The organism is Acinetobacter sp. ANC 4636, from assembly GCF_054454555.1.
Map to the genome: position 1 here is coordinate 1 of NZ_JBTKVD010000015.1, position 20,868 is coordinate 20,868.

General features: G+C 38.3%; 16 protein-coding genes and 1 pseudogene. 4 read left to right on the plus strand and 13 right to left on the minus strand.

Annotated features, from left to right (window positions below):
- Positions 1-344 precede the first annotated feature (344 nt).
- Entirely contained in the window at positions 345-908 is a 564-nt protein-coding gene (locus ACX1N5_RS13520; protein WP_458802953.1) for a recombinase family protein, read from the plus strand.
- A 526-nt stretch (positions 909-1,434) separates the two neighbouring features.
- Here ACX1N5_RS13520 and ACX1N5_RS13525 read toward each other — a convergent pair.
- Both ACX1N5_RS13525 and ACX1N5_RS13530 read right to left on the minus strand, forming a co-directional pair.
- Entirely contained in the window at positions 1,435-1,578 is a 144-nt protein-coding gene (locus tag ACX1N5_RS13525; protein WP_458802955.1) for a hypothetical protein, read from the minus strand.
- 603 nt (positions 1,579-2,181) lie between these two features.
- The gene (locus ACX1N5_RS13530; protein ID WP_458802957.1) at positions 2,182-3,330 is read right to left on the minus strand and encodes a catalase family protein; all 1,149 of its coding nucleotides are present in this window, start codon (positions 3,328-3,330) and stop codon (positions 2,182-2,184) included.
- A 485-nt stretch (positions 3,331-3,815) separates the two neighbouring features.
- Between ACX1N5_RS13530 and ACX1N5_RS13535 the strand changes: the two are divergent.
- Positions 3,816-4,310 (plus strand): annotated as a pseudogene (locus ACX1N5_RS13535) (IS6 family transposase); the annotation flags it as partial.
- A 33-nt stretch (positions 4,311-4,343) separates the two neighbouring features.
- Here the strand turns inward: ACX1N5_RS13535 and ACX1N5_RS13540 are convergent.
- The 4 genes from ACX1N5_RS13540 to ACX1N5_RS13555 all read right to left on the minus strand — a co-directional run bounded on the left by ACX1N5_RS13540 (position 4,344) and on the right by ACX1N5_RS13555 (position 9,935).
- A protein-coding gene (locus ACX1N5_RS13540; RefSeq protein ID WP_458802959.1) for an IS3 family transposase occupies positions 4,344-5,490 on the minus strand; the annotation gives its coding sequence in 2 pieces (ribosomal slippage) (positions 4,344-5,240 and positions 5,242-5,490; 1,146 coding nt in all).
- A gap of 320 nt (positions 5,491-5,810) precedes the next feature.
- Positions 5,811-6,851, minus strand: coding sequence for an HlyD family secretion protein (locus ACX1N5_RS13545; protein WP_458802961.1), 1,041 nt, complete (start codon positions 6,849-6,851; stop codon positions 5,811-5,813).
- Positions 6,852-6,878: 27 nt separating this feature from the next.
- Positions 6,879-8,435 (minus strand): MFS transporter, encoded by a 1,557-nt coding sequence (locus ACX1N5_RS13550; RefSeq protein ID WP_458802963.1) that lies wholly within the window; start codon positions 8,433-8,435, stop codon positions 6,879-6,881.
- Positions 8,436-9,935 carry an efflux transporter outer membrane subunit gene (locus ACX1N5_RS13555; RefSeq protein WP_458803006.1) on the minus strand — a complete coding sequence of 500 codons (1,500 nt, stop codon included), beginning with the start codon at positions 9,933-9,935 and terminating at the stop codon, positions 8,436-8,438. It abuts the gene before it with no gap.
- 150 nt (positions 9,936-10,085) lie between these two features.
- Between ACX1N5_RS13555 and ACX1N5_RS13560 the strand changes: the two genes are divergently transcribed.
- Positions 10,086-10,697 carry a TetR/AcrR family transcriptional regulator gene (locus tag ACX1N5_RS13560; RefSeq protein WP_116730597.1) on the plus strand — a complete coding sequence of 204 codons (612 nt, stop codon included), beginning with the start codon at positions 10,086-10,088 and terminating at the stop codon, positions 10,695-10,697.
- 279 nt (positions 10,698-10,976) lie between these two features.
- Here the strand turns inward: ACX1N5_RS13560 and ACX1N5_RS13565 are convergent, their stop codons facing one another.
- Both ACX1N5_RS13565 and ACX1N5_RS13570 read right to left on the minus strand, forming a co-directional pair.
- Positions 10,977-12,068: an NAD(P)-dependent alcohol dehydrogenase gene (locus ACX1N5_RS13565; RefSeq protein ID WP_458802965.1), complete on the minus strand. Its 1,092-nt coding sequence runs from the start codon at positions 12,066-12,068 to the stop codon at positions 10,977-10,979.
- A 138-nt stretch (positions 12,069-12,206) separates the two neighbouring features.
- Entirely contained in the window at positions 12,207-13,655 is a 1,449-nt protein-coding gene (locus ACX1N5_RS13570) for an aldehyde dehydrogenase family protein (RefSeq protein ID WP_458802967.1), read from the minus strand.
- A 167-nt stretch (positions 13,656-13,822) separates the two neighbouring features.
- Here ACX1N5_RS13570 and ACX1N5_RS13575 point away from each other — a divergent pair, with 167 nt between their 5' ends.
- A complete protein-coding gene (locus ACX1N5_RS13575) occupies positions 13,823-14,728 on the plus strand; it encodes a LysR family transcriptional regulator (protein WP_458802969.1) in 906 nt (301 codons plus the stop codon).
- Between the two features lie 42 nt (positions 14,729-14,770).
- On the opposite strand, the gene ACX1N5_RS13580 is transcribed toward ACX1N5_RS13575, so the two are convergent.
- The 5 genes from ACX1N5_RS13580 to ACX1N5_RS13600 all read right to left on the minus strand — a co-directional run bounded on the left by ACX1N5_RS13580 (position 14,771) and on the right by ACX1N5_RS13600 (position 20,597).
- The gene (locus ACX1N5_RS13580; RefSeq protein ID WP_458803008.1) at positions 14,771-15,661 is read right to left on the minus strand and encodes a LysR family transcriptional regulator; all 891 of its coding nucleotides are present in this window, start codon (positions 15,659-15,661) and stop codon (positions 14,771-14,773) included.
- A gap of 61 nt (positions 15,662-15,722) precedes the next feature.
- Positions 15,723-17,069 (minus strand): MFS transporter, encoded by a 1,347-nt coding sequence (locus tag ACX1N5_RS13585; protein ID WP_131382236.1) that lies wholly within the window; start codon positions 17,067-17,069, stop codon positions 15,723-15,725.
- A 265-nt stretch (positions 17,070-17,334) separates the two neighbouring features.
- Positions 17,335-18,255, minus strand: a complete 921-nt coding sequence (gene catA, locus ACX1N5_RS13590; protein ID WP_458802971.1) for a catechol 1,2-dioxygenase — start codon at positions 18,253-18,255, stop codon at positions 17,335-17,337.
- Positions 18,256-18,353: 98 nt separating this feature from the next.
- Entirely contained in the window at positions 18,354-19,643 is a 1,290-nt protein-coding gene (salA, locus tag ACX1N5_RS13595; RefSeq protein ID WP_458802973.1) for a salicylate 1-monooxygenase, read from the minus strand.
- 573 nt (positions 19,644-20,216) lie between these two features.
- Positions 20,217-20,597: a cupin domain-containing protein gene (locus ACX1N5_RS13600; protein ID WP_165493028.1), complete on the minus strand. Its 381-nt coding sequence runs from the start codon at positions 20,595-20,597 to the stop codon at positions 20,217-20,219.
- Between the last annotated feature and the right edge of the window lie 271 nt (positions 20,598-20,868).

A 20,868-nucleotide genomic window follows, 5' to 3' on the forward strand; every position in this document is an offset into this window, starting at 1 on the left:
CATAACTTCATAACTTCATAACTTCATAACTTCATAACTTCATAACTTCATAACTTCATAACTATGTCAGCTTACTATTTTTTAGCTGTTTGAATTATTAATCTTTACATCCGATTAAATCTAAATTAATTATCTGTTTTATGAAACTAACTTTAACTAAATATAACTATTCTTTAATTTTATATTAATTGTTACTTTAGAGTATACCCTAAAGCTACATATTTTTATCCAAGCAAACAATGTCTCTTTTAAATGTTTTTTGATCATACATAACATGTTATTTTTAAATCTATTATTTATAATAGACAAATTGGGTTGTTTTTAGTCCATTTGGAGCGAAATGCATGAAAGGTCAAAAAGTCGGCTATGTCCGAGTCAGCTCAGTCGAGCAAAATACTGGGCGCCAACTTGAAGGCATCGAAACTGACCGGCTGTTCATAGATAAGGCTTCAGGTAAAAATACCGACCGCCCCAAATTTCAAGAAATGTTGAACTATGTTCGGGAAGGGGACATGGTGGTGGTGCATTCCATGGATCGTTTTGCTCGAAGTCTTAAAGACCTGGTTGAAGAAGTAGACAAATTGGTCAAGCGAGGTATTGCAATTCAATTTATCAAAGAAAAAATTACCTTTACTGCGCAAGCCACGCCGATGGATAACTTGATGCTGCAATTGATGGGAGCTTTTGCTCAGTTTGAACGTGAAATTATTTTAGAACGGCAAAAAGAAGGCATTAAACTGGCAGCGGCTCAAGGTAAATATAAAGGTCGGGTACATAAACTCAAACCTGATCAGGCGGATGCTTTACGTCAGGCTTGGGCAGAAGGTAAATATAGTTCAAAGGCTGCTTTGGGGAAAGCTTTTGGAATTAGCCGGCAAGCGGTATATCGGTATTTAAAGATGGAATAAGCATATATTAAAAAATATAATGCTAGCTAAAATATTAAAAATACTAATTTAAATTTTTCACTAAGAATTTTATATTCTTATTTTTTAATTAATTAACTAATTCACAGTATATTAAAATAATTGGTTGTAATAAGTGAAATTAAGAATTTTAAATAGACTTAGATATTTATATATTTTTAAACGTTAACTTATAATATTTTTATATTACTAATATTGAAATTTATTAAGATGATCTTTTGAAATCCATATTTCACCTCTTATATAAACCTTTCCATCTTGTGATTTAAGTACTTTTCCATAATAGTTGGTAATATTTATTAAGAATCCATTCTCATTATAATTTGCCCATGCGCAACGTTGAACACTAGGGTTGTTCTTCTTATAAAAAGTGATTAAGATTCTTGGAAATATCATTTTATACCTATTTAATAAATTAAAGGGGATTTTACTCCCCTTTAAGAAGCATAATTTTAATTTAAGCAACTTAATTATTATTTTAATTTATATGAGCTTTACGCTACTATTTTTATTTATTGTCTTTTTTTGGCTTTTCAGCATCTTTTTGCTGGTCTTGGTTTGCTTGCTGCTGTTTTTGAGGCTGATGGCTTTTATCGCTATCAGGTTGCTTAGTGGTTTGATCGCTACCTGGTTGGTTTTGAGATTGTGACATAATAATTATCCTTTTCTAGTCATCATTATTAATGACGAAATCATCATGTTCCATTATTTTATTAAAAGATATACTATATATGTGTCAAATTATATTTAATGAATTAAATATAAATTAATGCAATTGATTTTTATATATTTTAAATAAATGTAATTGTTTTTTTCAAAAAATATTATATTTGATAGGGTAGATTCTATTTAAAATCAATCAATAAGTAATTTATATTATATTTAATATAATTGGTATTGTGAAAAATAAAGTGAATATAAATCAAAAGTAAAATAATAGAAAACTATCCTTTAAAAAATAAAATTTTGAAACCAGTTGGATTTTTATTACTCTAATCTATAATTTTATTTTCAATAAAGGTGATAATTTTTTATTTAAATTGAATTTTTTCGGTGTTTTGATCTTGCAAGGGTAAAAATTATCTCTTATTTCTGTGAGTAAATTTTGAGATAGAAACGTTTCTAATTCGGATTAGATAGGTATCATTTATACACACAGATTTAAGAGAATTGTTCAGAGTACGTAACTAATTTCTAATAAAAAGTATGTCATCTATACTTTTTATTATTTCGTATAGGCAAGAGCGTAAATATGCTATTGAGGAGCTTGTCTTTTAGCAGAATTCATCTCATGTCTGACTTGGCTAATTCGCTCATAAATAACCTTGCGCATTCGGTTTACGACACCAAGTGGTTTATGCTCAGGTAAAGCATGCCACGGTGTGAAAGAAAGATTTTCACAAGACTTATTTTGATCAGGTGTATCAAAAACCTGTTTGGGAATGCGAATAGTCGCCACCTGATAAAAAGGGGCTTGGTTTTCTTTCCATTCAGTCATGGAATCTTCAACTGACATTGTGTCTGATGTTCGAGGCTGCACTAGAAATTCCATACAAGCGCCATCCTTTAATAGGCTATTTTGAAGTGCTTCGCGCAGAAAATCATGGCTAGGATGCTTTGGAATAGGATCTTTAATCGGTGAGCAAGCTCGGGCTGAATATTTGACTGCCTGACGATTAGAACCTAATCCCAACTGATAGGGCACCATTGACCAATAGCGTGTTTGTAGAGGATTTGAAATTTTGGTTCTAAGGTTTAAGGCAATTAAAGTTCCTTTAGATCCTAGAACAAAAGGAATCTGAAGTTTTTTAAAAAAGCTATCGCTGTTTATATCCTGCATTAATGCCATATAGCGGTTCGGATCATTGGCAAAAAAGACTGGATAATTGATCATAATAAAGTCTTGCGTGAAGTCTTCATCTTCTAAAAGTTTTTTTCCAGGTACATTTAAAAGTTTTATTGCCATGCCTCGAGCATCTGCTTTAATGTCTGCTTGCGTGGCATCACGAGAACCATTAGAGAAGCGAATCCATGCAGGATAGGTTTTACCAGGAATAAAAACGCCTTGCGCTAAGTTTCTAGGAAGTGTTTCACTCACCTGAAACTCTGCTCGTACACAGCCATGTGCTTTGGGATGTGCATCACGTAGGGCTGTGCCTACGGAATATTGTTTGCGAATGGATTTTTCAATCACATCTGAGATTTCTTCAGCTATTACAGCTTCATTTGGATAAATATGCTCATTCAAATCTGGATCTATACTACTGGGGTAAGCGATTTTGTTAGGAGAGCTGGGCTTTGTGAGCGAGGGATTATCTACAGCCGTACAAGCACTGATTAGGATTGCTAAAGGTGCTACAGTGAACAGCAGGTTCAAGGGTATTGAGCGCATGAAATTGAGCATTGGTTTTCTCCATGCTTTGGCATCAGCATCATAGTTAGCTTTTTACGCTGATGAAATGAAATTCCTTAAGCTTATTTAACGCATAAAATCATTATAATATCTGTGATATTTTAGGTGCATTCATTGGGGATAATGGTAAAGGCATAAGATTAAAATAATTCAAGGAAGAATTATGAAGAGTTTTTTTAAACTATTTATTGCTCTTTCTCTTATTCAGCCAAGCTTATTATTTTCTGATACTTTTTGATATTTCACCAGTAATGACGTTTAAATGAGAGCTAATAAATTTGTATGCTCTATAATATTAATGCATATAACTCATAACTCTATTCATAATTCAAAATCTTATCTATTTTTTTAAAGTTTGTTAATCTACTGATTTCTCTAACCGAGGACGCGGAGTATTAGGTAAACCCATTGTTTGGGCACTGTTGCAAATAGCCATAGATGATAAGCTAAATACCCTTTAGCTAAAAGTTCAGTATATGAATCCTTTCCATGGTCGAAATTTTCAGAGTGAAATTATTCTTTGGGCTGTGCGCTGGTATTGTAAATATGACATTAGCTATCGTGAGCTTCAGGAAATGCTTGCTGAACGTGGTATAAATGCTCATCACACGACGATTTATCGTTGGGTTCAACATTATGATCCTGAAATAGAAAAATGCTTACGTTGGTATTGGCGTAATCCTAAAGAGCTGAGTTCATGGCATATTGATGAAACTTATGTAAAAGTGAATGGGCGATGGGCTTATCTGTATCGTGCAGTTGACCAACGTGGCTATACGATTGATTTTTATCTTTCTTCTCGACGCAATACCAAATCAGCCTATTGTTTTCTTGGAAAGATTTTAAATAATGTGAAGAAATGGCAAATGCCAAGGGTGATCAACACAGATAAAGCACCGACCTATGGTTGTGCTTTAGCACGATTAAAACGGGAAGGAAAATGCCCACCAGATCTTGAGCATCGGCAGATGGACTGCTCCCAGTATCCTAGACATGAGACAGCCTCATTTTGAAGCTGCTTCAAAGGCTTCTGGACTCATCCCATCGAGATGCGAATGACGCCTGATTCGATTGTAAAACATCTCGATATAATCAAACACATCCGCACGAGCCATTTCTCGTGTTTTATAGATCCGCTTTTTAATTCTTTCCTTCTTCAACCTGCTAAAAAAGGATTCTGCAACAGCATTGTCCCAACAGTTGCCCCTCCTGCTCATACTGGGAACCAAGTTATGCTTCTGACAGAATTTCTGCCAGTCTCCACTGCTGTATTGTGAGCCTTGGTCTGAGTGTATGATCACAGGCTCATTTGGCCTGCGTCGCCATACTGCCATAAGAAGTGCATCCAAAACGATATCCTTGGCAAGCGTAGGTTTCATTGACCAACCAATGACTTTTCTCGAATATAAATCAAGAACTACAGCTAGATATAACCAGCCTTGCCAAGTACGGATGTAGGTAATATCAGTCACCCAAGCAGTATCAGGTATGTTTACAACAAATTCTCGATTTAAGTGATTTGGTGGCACAATCTGAGGACGACCACGACCATAGCTTTTATGCTTTTTATATCCTCGAACAGCGGCAATGCCATTGTTCTTCATGATCTTCAGCACACGATTTGGTCCGCAGCTTTCTCCCAATTCTTTTAGATCCAGCGTGATGCGACGATACCCATAGATACCATAACTGGCATCATAGGAAGAACGAATAAGTTGTAATAACCGTTTGTCTTCAATAGTCCTGCCTGATTCAGGTTCATGCAACCAGGCGTAATAGCCAGCACGAGCAATCTTAAGAACCCGACACATCGTTTTAATCTTAAATTGATGGCTGTATTCAAGGATAAACTGATACTTTACTCGGGCAGGCTTGCAAAGCGGCGTGAAAGCAGCGCTTTCACTTTAGAATATCCCGTTCCTTTTCAGTTTGTTTGAGCTGACTTTTAAGACGTAGGATTTCTTTCTTTGCTTCGAGCAGTTCATGTTCATCAGAACTGTTGCGTAAAGGCTGTACGGCCTTTAGCCATTTATAAATGCTGTGCTGTGATACACCTAAGCGTTCTGCGACATCAGTGACAGAATATCCACGTTCAGTAATCAATTTAACAGCTTCATCTTTAAATTCTGGGGTATAGCGTTGTCCACTCATAATGTTCTCTCCTATGCAAAAAGAATAGACGATATTTGTCTAGGAGAGTGGTGGCAGTCCATCACCCTGAAAATGCCGACCATCGAAAGAACTCATATACTGAACCTTTAGCTAAAAATTTAGCCTATCATCAATGGCTATTCATCTAGTGAATAGAGTTTTTGTTCTCTAAGCACTTTTTAAAGGGAAGATCATCGACTCAAATCTCTAGTTAAACAGTGCCATCGAAGTTAGGTTTGAATAATTCAAAGCCCGCTGACTAAATCATAAAAAAGCAATGATACTTGCTGAGGATCAAGTACCATTGCAAAAACAAAATCTTATGCACAACCTTTAATATGTACAGTTGGTTTCACTGACATACCAACACGTAATTTTTTCAAATCAGGCTGATTGGCATCTAAATGAATCCGAATCGGCAGGCGCTGCACGATTTTGGTGAAGTTGCCTGTAGCATTGTGCGGTGCAATGGCTGACTGGCTGGCACCACTGGCCGCGCCTAAACTTTCCACCGTTCCTTTTAAATGTACATTTGGCAAGGCATCTACACGCACATCGACAGCTTGTCCTTGGCAAATATGCGTCAATTGGGTTTCACGGAAATTGGCTTCAATATAAATCGTATTTAACGGCACAATGCTGAGCAGTGGTGCCCCTGTCTGTGCATAACCGCCAATGCGAACCACTTTCTGATTAATAAATCCTTCAATCGGTGCATTGACTTGCGTATAAGATAGTTTCAGGTTCAGCGCATCAATATTGGCTTGTGCTGCGGCATAATCTGCTTTGGCTTTGGCTAAATCTGCCTGTAAAACAGGAGTTTGTTGCTGTGTAGTATTCAGTGCAGCATTGTTCTTTTCGTACTGACCTTGCTGGCTTTGTACTTGAGCCTGTGCTTGTTGCTGTGCTTGTAGCGTACCTGAACCATCTGTGGCAAGGTTTGAGTAACGCTGCAAGTCTTGTTGTGCCAGTTTTAAATGAGACTGATCAATTTTAACATTCGCTTTGGCTTGCTGAATTAGGCTCTGTTGTTGATTAATTAAAGCTTTGAGCTTTTGAATGTCCGCCGCTTTGCTTTGCAGATTGGCTTGAGCATTTTTTAACTCGGCTTCAATGTCACGACTATCAATATGAAACAGCGCATCGCCAACATGTACAAACTGGTTGTCGTCTACACTAACCTTTTGAATCACACCTGAAACCTGTGGGGCAACTTCAGTGGCATCAGCTTTGATGTAAGCATCATCCGTACTTTGTTCAGTTTTGTTGGCTTCAGAACGGTTGAGTAAAAAGTAGCAAATGACCAGCACCGCCACAACAACTGTACCGATCAGTACTTTAAAGCGTAAATCTTTATTCATGGGGAAATCCTAAAATCTATAAAACCATTAATCTGCTTTTGGCGCGGGTGGGGCTGGAACTTTGGGTGCAGGAATGTATTGCATACACAGCACAACGGGAATAAGAATCAGCGCAAGGCAGGCAAAGACCCGATAAATGTCTGCGGTTGCCAGTACGATGGCTTGCTCTGAAATTTGACTGGCTAATTGGCTCATTGCGTGGGTCGGAGTGTCTTGCAATGCCGCCTGATCAATCAGATATTCACTATGTAACTTGGTGCGGTAGGAGATGAACTGACCAATAACTCCACTGCCAAATACTGTACCCAGTGCTCTTAATGTATTGACAATACCTGACACAAAAGGACCTTCCATTGGTTGAACAACACTGGTGGAAAGGAACAACATTGACACCACAGCAAGTGGTTGCCCGATGGCATGTAAAATCTCAATCGGGATGAATTCCTGAATCATCCAGTCAGAGGTAATGTAGCTGCTCATCCAGCAGGCGATTGCTATACACAGTAAGCCAAGAGTAAACAAGAAACGTGCATCAACCCAATTTTGATAGAGTAAAATCGCCACCACTGAACCGAGTACCAGTTGTGGTAAACCGACTATTACTCCAAATACTGCCAGTTGCTCAAGGCGGAAGTTATGCAAATGCGTTAAGGTATTGGTGGGGAGCACAACTGCGCTCGACATTAAAATCAGCAGTAAAAAGAATACTGAAAAGCCTAAGCCCAAATTACGACGTTCGAGCAACTGCAACTTAATAAACGGAGTAGGGTGTCGCCATTCACTGATTATGAACAACAGGGTAAAGATGCTGCCTGCCAACAAACTGGCTTGAATGATATTGGAGTTAAACCAGTCCAAACGCACACCTTGATCAAGTGCAATGACCAGTAATGCTAAACCGGGAATGCCTAGTGCCATACCAAGCCAATTGCCTGTTTTTAAACGAGGCATGAGCACAGGCATTTTAGGTATGCCCCAATTGGCAAGTAATAAAGCGCTAATCCCAATCGGAATCACATGCCAATATGCCCAGCGCCAGTCTTGCATATGATCCACCGACCATGTGGCAATTGCTAAGGCAATATTAGGGGAAAATGTTGCCGTCAGCGCATAGAGTGCCAAACCATGCAAGCGAATATTGGGTGGTAAAAAGCGTAAAGCGGCCATCATCAATACAGGAATCAGTGAGCCTGAGCAAAAGCCTTGCAAGCCACGCACAATCAACAGCAAATCTAGACTGTGAATAAACGGAATAATTGCAGAAAAACCTAAAGCGAGGCTCAGCATAATGCCGTGAAAGCGTCGCATCGAAAAGGTAATGGCAAACCATGAAGCAAAGGGCATGGCTGCTAGCTCACCTGCGGAATACACTGTGTTGAGCCATGAAGCATCATCACTGCTAAAACCTAAGGCACCTTGTACATCGGGTAAAACCAGTCCCGCAACACGGTTATTTAGACCTGCAACCATCGCCGCCAGTAAAATTCCCAACAAACCCAAGGCTAAACGGACAGTAAATGGATTATGTGGTGGCGGTGGTTTTGCCTGTGAGGTTGCTGTTGGTACTTGTACTGGATCAGACATTTAAGGCTTCTCCTGTAACATATGAGCTGACCATTGCTGCGCACCTTCACCGCCGAGCGCACGATACAACGCTACAATGGCTAGAGCAGATGCAGTACGATTTTGTACTATTACCAGTTGTGTATTTAAGCGCTGTTTTTGCGGCAAAATCACTTGTGCACGGTCATAACTGCCTTGCTGGAAGTTACGTAATGCTACATGTTCAGTCGTCTGATTTTCCTTGAGTTGTTGCTGTAAAAGCTGTGTCTCTGTTTGTACATGCTGATAATCAATCAAAGCATTATCGACTTCATGCCATGCTTTTAACACCGTTTGCTGATACTGCACGGCTGCAATTTTTTCACGTGATTCATTTAAAGCCAGTGTGCTTTTTAAGCGCCCACCATCAAAAATCGGTAAGTGTAGGGTTGGGCCAATTCCATATTGACGTGACCCCCAACTGTCAAACTCCGACAAAGAAAAAGCTTGTTCCCCCAATTGTGCGCTCAAGCCCACACGTGGGTAAAAGTCAGCTTTGGCAGCATGTACATGTTCTAAAGCAGCGCGCAGTTCAGCATCGGCCTGTAAAATATCAGGGCGGTTTTTGACAAAATCGGAAGATAACCCAATCGGAATCTGGCGTGGGTTGATGGGTAAAATCTGCTGTCCCAAAAACTCATCAAGCTGTTTAGGGGCTTGCCCAAGTAACAGTGCAACGCTGTTTTTAAGTAAAGCCACTTGCTGTTGTTGCAGTTCAACCTGTTGTCGAGTTTGAGTGGCGAGCGTTTCTATTTGTGCGACATCAGCATTGGTGGCAACACCATTTTTTTGTTTGTTCTGATAGACATGCACCAACTGCTGATCAAGTTGCTGCATGTTTTGCAATGTTGCAAGTTGAGTCTGTGCGCCACGTAGCAGTAAATAATTTTTGGCTAATTCGGCAGCTAAAGACACTTTGATTTGCTGCTGATTATAGATTTTGGCTTGAACATTGGCTTCAGCCGCTTGGTTTAAATGCTTTAAATAGCCCCACAAGTCCAGCTCCCAAGAGGCTTGCAGGCCCATTGTCCATAGGTTATAGCCGTGATGCTTGGCTCCAAGTTTCGCTAAAGGGATATTTTCACTGATTGCACTACGGCTGTAGTTGGCATCAAAGTTCAGTTGTGGTTGCTGAGCTGCTTCAGCTTGCCCTAGAGCTGCTTGACTTTCTTGAATGCGCAGCAACGCAATTTGCACATCTAAATTGTTATTGGCAAGTTGCTGTTCTAGTGCACTTAAGGTTGGGTCATTAAACAGTTGCCACCAATGCTGTGGCAATGCTGCTTCAGTGAGTTCGGGATGTTGCTGGAGCATCAGCTGGCGTTGTTGGCTAAATGCTGAGCTGGATTTCACCTGAATTTTAGGTTTTTCAAAAATAGATTCATGCACACATCCTGAAAGTGTCAAAAGCGTGATTAAAGCTCCGCTGACCAAAGATGCTGTACGCGTCAAGCTGTTGCTGAGTCGTCTGTCTTGCTGCATCACAATGATTGCCAATTAAACTGTACCGATCGGTACTCTAACAACAAAAAAAATACAAGTCAATTTTGTTTTCTGCTATATTTGCTGGAAATTTATTTGAAAGCACTGGAATACAGCCAAGTTTTCTAAGTGGAGTGAAATTGCTAAACGATGTCAAATTACAATGAGAAATCTCTACAGGTTTTACAGGCAGCCAGCCGTATTTTTTTAACTCATGGTTTTAGTGCAGCAACTACCGACATGATTCAAAAAGAAGCCAAAGTCTCGAAGGCGACTTTATATTTGTGCTTCCCTAATAAAGAAAGTATGTTTGCTGCCGTGATTGAAAGTCGCTGTCAGGAAATGAAGCGCATTGTCAGTGCGATAGATACGCGTTCCAGTGATATTCGTCAGGCCCTGATTGATTTAGGAGAAGCATACTTACGCTTTATTTTACTCCCTGAAGGGTTGTCGTTATTTCGTGTGACAGTCGCAGAAGCACCGCGTTTTCCACAATTGGCACGCCAGTTTTATTTGTCTGGCCCACGAACCATTGTACAGATTATTGCCAAGCGTTTAGAGCAAGCAGTTGAAGATCAGCAAATCAACGTACAGCAGTTTGGTTATGAAACCTCAGCATCGTTATTTATAAATATGCTACGTGGTGAGGGGCAAATGGAATATTTAACACATGCGTCTGCACAGCCTTCAGATGTTCAAATTGATGGATGGGTGAATGCGGCTGTCACCACTTTTTTACTGGCATTTGGGACAAAAACTTAAGTCTTAAGCAATAATTTTAATCAGTAAAACGACAGGCGAGAATTATTAATTATTTTTCGTACATCTGCTACTCATGACGTCTAGCTATTCAAGGTGATCGCCTAAGCCATCACCTTGAATTGGTGAAAAGTAATTACACAAAATTATTTATATGCTTCAAAAAGATCGTGATTTCAGCCCAAACACGGTTTTTAAATTACAGTTTATATGAGCTTATCAATATAAACATTCGGCTGGGTTGGCTCTAAGAGCATTTTTTAATTTAATCATCGCTACGAATTACTGGTCGATGAGAACAACAGGTTTAATCGTTACGCCAATTTTTGAGTCTTCAAATGCTTGGTTGATATCTTTAAAATCATAAAACTTTATTAACTTATCAAAGGGAAATTTCCCTTCTTTATAATATTGAATGATTTTAGGAATATGCATTTGAGGCGTAGAATCTCCTTGTATTGTGCCCACAATTGTTTTACCTTCCATCAGAATATCATTGGTAAAGTTTAAGGTCACATCTCCGCCCATACCAACAATCGAGATTTTTCCTGCGACTCTTAAAGCTGCTATAGCATTTTTGATGACAATAGGAACACCTGTTGTTTCAATAGCATAATGAACTCCACCATCGGTAATTTTCTTAATTTCATCAACGACATTTAAGTTTTTACTATTTAAAGCATGCGTAGCACCAAGCTCTTTTGCTAACTCAAGGCGATTATCATGTATATCAACAACAATAATGTTTTTGAGACCTAAAAGGTTTGCAGCCATAACTGCACTCAGCCCTACAGCGCCAGAGCCATAGATTGCTATGGATGTCCCTGGTTCAGGATGCAGACTATTCATCACTGTGCCACTACCAGTTTGAATTCCACAACCCAAAGGACCTAATAGTCTTAAGTCAACATCTTTGTCAACTTTTACGACATTATGTTTATTGGTAACAGCGTATGTTGCAAAAGAGGACTGTCCAAAGAAAGTTGAATAGTCTTGCCCTTCTTTATGTAAGCGATAAGTATGATCTTGTAGTTTGCCACCGAAATTGAGTTCAACGGTACGGACACATAAATTATGATGGCCTGTCAGACATTGAGAACAAGAGTTGCAGTATGAGTAAGATAAAATGACATGGTCACCAACAGCTACAGTATCAACACTAGAGCCCACTTTTTCAACAATACCGGCACCTTCATGTCCTAATACTGCTGGGAATGGGGCGCCATTACCTTTAATTGATTCCGCATCAGTATGACAAATACCAGATGCAACGATTTTAATCAGAACCTCATTCTCTTTAGGTTCATCAATATCAATATCTTCAATAACTAATGGTTGGTTTTTTTCTTTTGCAAGCGCAGCTAAGATTTTCATATATTTGTCCTTAAATTTAGCTGTTATTAGATAACATATTAATTCATTTCATTAAATTTCTTTTACAAGGCCTTTCTATTTCTCCCTGCAGGAAAAATAGAAAGGCATAAGTCGTGATGAAAGAGTGTTATTTAACTTTTATTTAACAAAACGAATTGAATGAGGCTCAAGATAAGATTTTAATGTTTCATTAACATCTAATTCACGGCCAATGCCACTTTGTTTGACACCACCAAATGGCATACCAAGTTGTAATGAGTCAAAGCTATGTGTGTTAATGAATGTACTACCAGCTTCAATTTTTTGTGCAATTTCGTAGGCACGATCGATATCGTCAGACCAAACGGATGAGCATAGACCTTGCTCATTATCATTCGCATATTCAATGGCTTGCTCTACAGTTTCATAGCCAATTAATGGAATAATCGGGCCAAATTGTTCAAGCTGAACGATTTCTAATGAATTGTCTAAAGTCTTAACCGCATGTGGCAAAACGTAGTATCCATTGTCCCATTGTTCTGGATTGAGTTTTTGTCCTAACTCTCGTACTTCACATTGATCAGATGCTTTTGCATTTTCAATAAATTTTTGCACGATGGATAACTGTTTTTTATTATTGAGCGGACCAAAGTTTGCGTCCGCATCTAAACCATGCCCAACTTTGTATTGATCAATCGCTTCACATAATAGTTCAAAATAATGATCAAGCTTGTCTTTTGGCACATATACACGTTTCACAGCAAAACAAATTTGCCCACTGCGTGTAAAAATACCTTTCAATAATTTTGGAAGAATAGATTTAAAGTCGATATCGTCTAAAATAATCGCTGCGTCATTTCCGCCTAATTCGAGAGTGACATCTTTAATGGATTGGGCAGCACTTGCCATGACCGCTGCACCTGTTGCTGTTCCACCTGTAAAAGCGACTTTGCGAACTAAAGGATGGCTTGTCATCAGATTACCTACATCCGCATCACCGTGGACAACATTAATGACGCCTTTAGGAAAAATTTCTGCAATTTTCGCCAGCAATTGAGTCAATGCTAATGCGGCAAAAGGAGATGGCTTTAATACCACGGTATTACCAGCCAATAAAAGTGGCCCAAGTTTCATCATGGTTAATACAATTGGCATATTCCAAGGAACAATTGCAGAGATAACGCCTTTAGGTCGCTTATGGATGCGAATCCAACCAGTATCTTCTGCGATTTCTTTAGGTGTCAAAAGGTCATCTGGAGCTTGAGCATACATACTCATCACACCTGAACCTAAATAAAAATCCGTTTCTGCTTCCCAAAGCATCCCGCCATGCTCAGAGACTAATAATTCTTTTAAAATATCTTTCTGTTGAAAAATTAAGTCAGCAGCCTGTTTCAAGTAGTTTTGACGTTCAGCAACAGTTGTATTACGCCAAGCCAGAAAAGCTTGATGTGCGGATTCAATCGCATTTTTAACATCATCTAGACTGGTGTTGCTGATAGTACCAATTTGTTGGCTCGTATTACCGGGATCATATACAGGTTGAGTCTGGTCGGAAGCAGGTAAGAATTCACCATTGATAAAGCCAGTAATTTGAACTAGTGACATATGTGTCTCTCCTTGAAAGCACTCAGATCCATTCTGTAGTGTTTGATAAATTTTTTGCATCCAAATTCAAAATTGTGCATCCTATATTTTGAATTTAGATAATAATAAGCTTATTAAAGACGATAAAGTCGGCTAAAATGAGAGCTTATATTCCATAAGGTGAAAGAATGAGTGCTTGCGATAAAATTAATGATCTTGAGTTTTTTTTGAAAATTGTAGAAGCTGGCTCATTAACACGTGCAGCAATACTATTGGAAAGTTCGTTACCCTCTATGAGTCGTCGTTTGTCACAATTGGAGCAACGACTTGGTGTAAAACTGATCGACCGTAATGCTCGACGTTTTAAACTGACTGAGAAAGGGCAGTACTTTTTGGAACAAACTCAGCAAATTGTATTGCTGATTGAGAATATGGAAAACACCTTACAGTCTGATCAAGAAATACTCAATGGAACATTAAGAATAGGTTCTTTAATCCAGTTTGGAAAAGGTCATTTAGCTGGCTGGATTACTGAGTTTTCAATACAGCATCCAAATTTAAAGATTGAACTCATCTTATCTGACTCTAAAACAGACTTATTAGAACAGGAATTGGACTTCTCTTTTCAAATCGAGGCCCCTGTTGGTATCGAATATGGGGTGATGCAAGTCTTTCAAGGTAAAAAAATCTACTGTGCTTCCCCTGAATATCTGCAAAAATATGGAACACCTTCACATCCAAAAGACCTTATTGAACACAACTGTATCTGCCTAATCAGAAACAGACACACTTTTAATGAATGGGCATTTATGGATTCTGATCATGAAATCAGCATAAAAGTCTCCCCAAAATTAGCCAGTGACAGCAGTGATATTGTGCGGCAATGGGTACTGGATGGATTAGGAATAGCTTATAAATTAAATTGGGATATTCAGAATGATTTGGTTTCAGGAAAAATCGTGGAATGTCTTGAGGAGTTTAATCCTTTTAAGAAAAGCCTCTATCTGGTTTATTTGAGAGATCAAGCTAAGTACGCTAAATATTTAGCATTTTTAAATTTTATTCATGAAAAGTCACTACAACTAAAACATTAAATTTTATCTGAATATTGATATAGGGTATCGTGCAAATTTATCTTATAAAGACTGAAAAATATTTTGTAGAGTTTTGATGAACCACATACGCGCTTCCAAGTCATCGCGATGATTATACCAATTGACGCTGACATTAAAAGGTTTAACCGCAAATGGTAATTCAAAAATCGTGACATCACTATTACGTTCATATACTCGCGCGGCACGTAAAGGCAAGGTCACGAGTAACTCTGAACTTGCAACGACATCTTGTAATACACTGAAATGCGGCACTTCCAACATGATGTTTCGTTTCAGCCCCATCTCTTTTAGCTTTTGATCAATTTCAATATGCCCAGTCGAAGATTTAATCGCAGCATGTTTTTCTTGTAAATACTGTTCTAAACTGAGTTGATGCTGTATACGTGGATGATGCTTATGTGCAATACACATATAGCGTTCTTCAAATAGATTACGTGATTCAATTTTTGGCATTACAGTATAGCTACTGTTAAATACTGCAGCGTCTAAGAAACCATCCACTAACCAAGCTTCGACTTGATCTGAGTCAATTTCTTCAATTTCAATTTTAATAAAAGGTGCGTTTTTAGATAAATATTGAATGAGTGAAGGCAATAAACAAATCTCACCTAAATCTGACAAGCCAAGCCGAAAAGTCCGAGTTGAGGTTTTGGGATTAAACTGCTGGGTTGCTGCAATCGCATTTTCAATGTCAGCAATCGACTGGCTAAAATTTGGATATAAAGTTTGCGCTAATTTGGTGGGTTTAACACCAAATTTATCACGTTCAAAGAGTGGATCATTCAGAAATTTACGTAAACGATTTAGATTATAGGTTACAGAAGGCTGGCTTAAATTCAGCTTTTCTGCGGCATGACTAATATTTTTTGCTTCATAAATGACAATGAAGACTTTAATAAGGCTAAGGTCAATCAATTTCTCTATCCAATATCAATGAAGGAGGGTAAAACCTCCTTCAATAAGACCTAAAAGCTTATATATCTACAGTATTTAATTTCATCTGTTTTAAACGATAGTGAATCATAGAAATACTGATCACAGCTATCATACATGGGATAGCCAACGCGATAAAATTATAAGTTAGTGGTAATTTTAGACTGAGTAACCAACCACATAAAATTGGTCCTAAAATTGCTCCTAAACGCCCAACACCCAAAGCCATTCCGAGTCCTGTTGCTCGAATATTGGATGAATAAAACTGTGACATATAAGCGAGTAATAAAATTTGACCACCAATAGATGCAGCACCTGCAATGGCAATACAGATATACAAAATAAATGTCGGTAAGTTGTAGCTTAATAAGAAAAATGCGATTGCACCGCTGCAGAAGAGTGTGCAAAGGACATTAACTAAATTAAATTTATCCGCTAAGTATCCACCAAAGATTGCACCCAGCATGCCACCAATATTCAAAGCCAAAAGGAAAATTAAACTGGTCGATAAATCATAGCCTGCTTCCACCATAAGCTTAGGTAACCAGTTCCCTAAGGCATAAACTAAAACGAGAGCCATGAATACACTAACCCAGAATAATAGAGTAATAGTCCCCCGATTTTCTAGGAATAAATCTTTAACAGGCGTTTTGGATGAAGATTGATTTTCATGGTGCAAAATAATTTGTGTTTGATTGCTATAGGTAATATGGTTATCAATCTGTTTCAGAATATGGAAAGCCTGTTCATTTTTTTTACACCGTACTAGATAGTCAATCGATTCAGGAAGTAGGTACCAAATCAATGGTAAGAGTAACAGTGGCACCCCTGCCAGAATAAACATGATTTGCCAGCCAAATTGTGGAACCAACCACATCCCTAATAGTGCAGAGCACATACCACCTACTGCATAGCCACTAAACATCAGAGAAACTAAGGTAGAACGTAGCTTTTTAGGTGCGTATTCAGTCATGAGCGCAATGACATTAGGCATTACTCCACCAAGACCAAGGCCTGCTATAAAACGCAAAATAGCAAAGGTCTGAGGATTAGCTGCATATCCGCACAGTAAGGTAAAACCACTAAAAAGAAGAATACAGAGCGCAATGATTTTCTTACGGCTAAAACCATAACTTTCTAATTTATCACTGAGACTTCCGAAAATAATGGCGCCGAACATCATGCCAAATAAAGCAACACTGCCAAGAAACCCCGCAGTAATGGAATTAATATGCCATTCTTGCATTAGTTTAGGGAGTGCTACTCCATAAATGACTAAGTCATAACCATCAAAAATAATAATAAGGGCGCTGAGTAATATCACGCGCCAGTGAATTGCTTTCAGATGCGCATAATCAATAATTTCATTCGCATTAATATTTTGCATTACAGACCTCCCTGGTCATATATATTGCAATATTTTATTTTACGAGCCTAAGACGATAGCTTACTGTTAATGTACCGTCTGCTTTGACCATAGGCTTCTGTGCTTGGTTAAGCTTTCAAGCATCATGAGGTTCATTTGTAAATGATAACAGGCTCAGCTTTATGCTCTGGAATCACCACAGGAATGATTTCATTTTTAAAGACACCTTTTAATACTTATAATTTATGAAGGATGGATAAGATTAACCTGTCCATCCTAGAATAAATTATGCACTTGCGCGGCGACGTTCGACATCAGTAGAAGGAGTACCTTCTTGTTCTTTCACTAGCTCAATATTGAACTGAATGTGCTTGAATGGTTTGTTCACACCATGTCGTGCGATTTCAGCTTCATCAGTCACGTCAACCGCAGTTGCCACTAAACCGTCACGTGTTGCGAAAGCAAAGTCATCCCATAAATACTTGTCACCTTCAATGTTAAACTGAGTAGTGAGCTTGCGATAACCCGGTGCAGAAACGAAGTAATGTACATGAGAAGGGCGATTACCGTGACGGCCTAACTTGTTCAGTAAAGCCTGTGTAGTACCTTCTGGAGGGCAGCCGTAACCTACTGGCATAGTCGTTTGAGCAATATAATGGCCCGCTTGATCGGTGAAAATAGTACGACGAAGGTTAAAATCAGATTGTGATTTGTCAAAGAATGAATAGTTACCCAAGCTATTCGCATGCCAGATTTCTACTTTAGCACCTTCAATAACATTTCCTTTAGTATCAGTCACAATACCTTCAATAAAGAGCATATCTACTTTGTCGGATTCTGAACCATCATCCATACGCGCAAAACCAACAGATTCTGGTGCGCCAGCGACATATAATGGTCCTTCGATGGTACGTGGTGTTCCGCTAATAATGCCTGCTTTGGCATCTGCTTCATCAGCACGTAAGTCTAAGAAGTGCTCAAGGCCAAGACCTGCAGCCAATAATCCCAATTCATTTGCTTGTCCGGCATCGGTAATATACTCAAGACCCTTCCATACTTCACTTTGAGTCAAATCAAGATCATCAATGACCTTGAATAGATCAGATACCAAACGTACCACAATTTGTTGAACGCGCTCATCCACTGTATTTGTTGCAGTGTCTACGTTCATTTTCTTAACTAAAGTGTCGATTTCCTGACGGTTCATATTATTGCTCCTTAAATATGCTTTTTTATTGGTAGCTAGCATTTTTCACATCATGATTGAAACTCAGCTAGCATTCCTTTTTGATTCATCCTTTGAATTTAACCTGTCATTTTTAGATGTTGATCTATGTCTAGCTGTAATGTCATAGTCGCATTTTTAACATCTTGTTCAAGTGAGTGTTGCCATAACCAGTCAAAACGGTGAGCTAGATGTGCACCAATCGCTTGAAAATCTGGGTACTGAGGTGAATAAAGCTCATATATTTCACCAGACTCATGTGATGTATTCTGAACTTTCACAGCACGATTTAGTCGAATTTGTTCATAAATTTCAGAGACTAATTTAATGGTTTCTCGTGTAAGCTGTGAATTTTCCAATAATTTAGCCAGGATCAGAGCATCTTCTAATCCTTGTCCTGCACCTGCGCCCTGATGAGGTAACATTGCATGGGCAGCATCGCCAATAATGATCACATTCTGAGTTTTATTTTTATAGGTTTTTAAAGGCTGTGTTTCATGTAATGCCCAAATGGTCGGATGTTCAATCAGATTCAATAATGCCTGACAGCTGTCACTCCAGTCTGAAAAGTCATCGAGCATCTGTTGTTTTGAAACAGGAGATGTCCATGGTGTATTTTCTGGTAATACAGTTTGCGTACGATCAGAGTTAAACGCCACAATATTGATTTCTTCACCCTGACGAATTGGGAAGGTTAAAATATGTTTATCTTTCCCTAAAAACATTTGTGGAACATCTGCTATTTCTACATCATTGCCTAATTTTTCAATTGCTTGCTTAAAATCTTGGAATTTAATAATCCCTCTATATGCCCAAGTCCCAGAAAATTGAGGATTAACACGAGGTAATTGATGCGAGTCAAGAACATGATTACGAACAACCGAGCGAATCCCATCGCAACCAATGACATAATCACATTCAACTTGTTGTCCATCTATAAATGTAATTGTGGCCTGATCATCAGTGGCTTCAATTTGTTGAACACGCTTATTAAAGTGTACATTCGACAAAGGTACCAATGGAATCAAGCTATCAAGAAAGTCAGCACGATGCACTGAAGACTGGCCGACTTTTGGCGCAAGAGATGCTGATAAATACTCATCTGTATAACCATTGCGCCATTGGAACCAGATATCGGTATAAGGTGCTTTGACTTTATCGGCAATGCGTTCATATTCTTCACTTAAACCCAATAACTGGATTGCCTTTACAGCATTTGCACCAAAAGAAATTCCTGCGCCGATTTCTGAGAATTGCGGGGCTGATTCAAAAAGATGTACATCCAAGTGCTGATATTTTACCAATTGGGTGGTTAGTGCTAATCCTGCAATACCTCCACCAATCACAGCAACTTTGATTTTCTTATCCATATCTAGTATTCCTTACTATTTTCCTTTGAATTATTATCATTGGTTATTTTTTAGATTTAATCCAATTTATATTTTTTGTCTCATACTATCTATTTTTCTGATAATTTAAAAAATGACAAAGCAATTAAGCTTTAAAAATGTAGATATTTTTAAATCAATGCAGTGATTTTTAATTTTAAAATTCCATAATCGGATAGTACCTAAACTAGGTAAAAGTAAATAACTTACACTTAAATATATTACTGAAATATATAAGTTAAAAATTAAATATGGATTTGTATTGTGATGAATTTTATGTTTTAAACACGGTGAGTTTTAAACATGAATTATTGATTAATTTCTTGAACAATCAAAACTATGTTGCATGGCAATAAATTAATCTGTTTTAACGCTCAAAGCTGAATTTTGGACGGGCGATAATAACTTCTTAGACATAAAAAAGATAACAAGGTCAACATTAAGAGCGATAGTACTCTCTCAAAGTTGACCATAGCAGGGCTCATTTTAAGTGGGCTGTCATATTCAAAAGCAGGCCTAATTGGTTAGTCTAATCCTTCTGAGGATGAACATGAATTAAGCATCCAGCTGGATCAATGCAAGTTGTACAGGTGTTGTACCCGCATTCCAGCTATTGTGACCTTTACCACGAATGTCTGTAGTTAAGAGATAAGAGCCTGCACGGAGGAAGAACTCGGTACCGTCTTCTGCCTGATAACCGATTTCACCTGCAAGACAAATTACCCACTGTTTTTTAGGGCTGGGGTGCCAACCACCTTGCCAACCTACAGATAATTCAACCATGACTATGGATTGTGTAGCCATAGAAGACGACACTAGCATAGGAGGAGCAGGGGGAGCAAAGCTGATGGCATCTAATTCTTGAGTTGCATTTGGGTTTACGTGAGAAACACCATTTTCATCAACATATAAATGTAAAAAAGTCCAGTGATGCATCATGATTCCTCTGGTGATTCAAAGTTTCCAAAACCATAGAATAAAGTCCATATACATGGTCTTTGAGATTGCATTCCGATGGATATACCAATGAATATTGGTATCAATCTTTAGCAATTTTTACTAAAAAAGAATATGTTTGATTTTTTGGTATAGAGATATACGCAGGGTGATCATCAATCAATGATCTAGCTATACCTGTCTGTCTTGTATATGCTCTTAATAAAAATGCTAGTCACGGCAGAATTATGCCAGTCAGAACATCAAATCA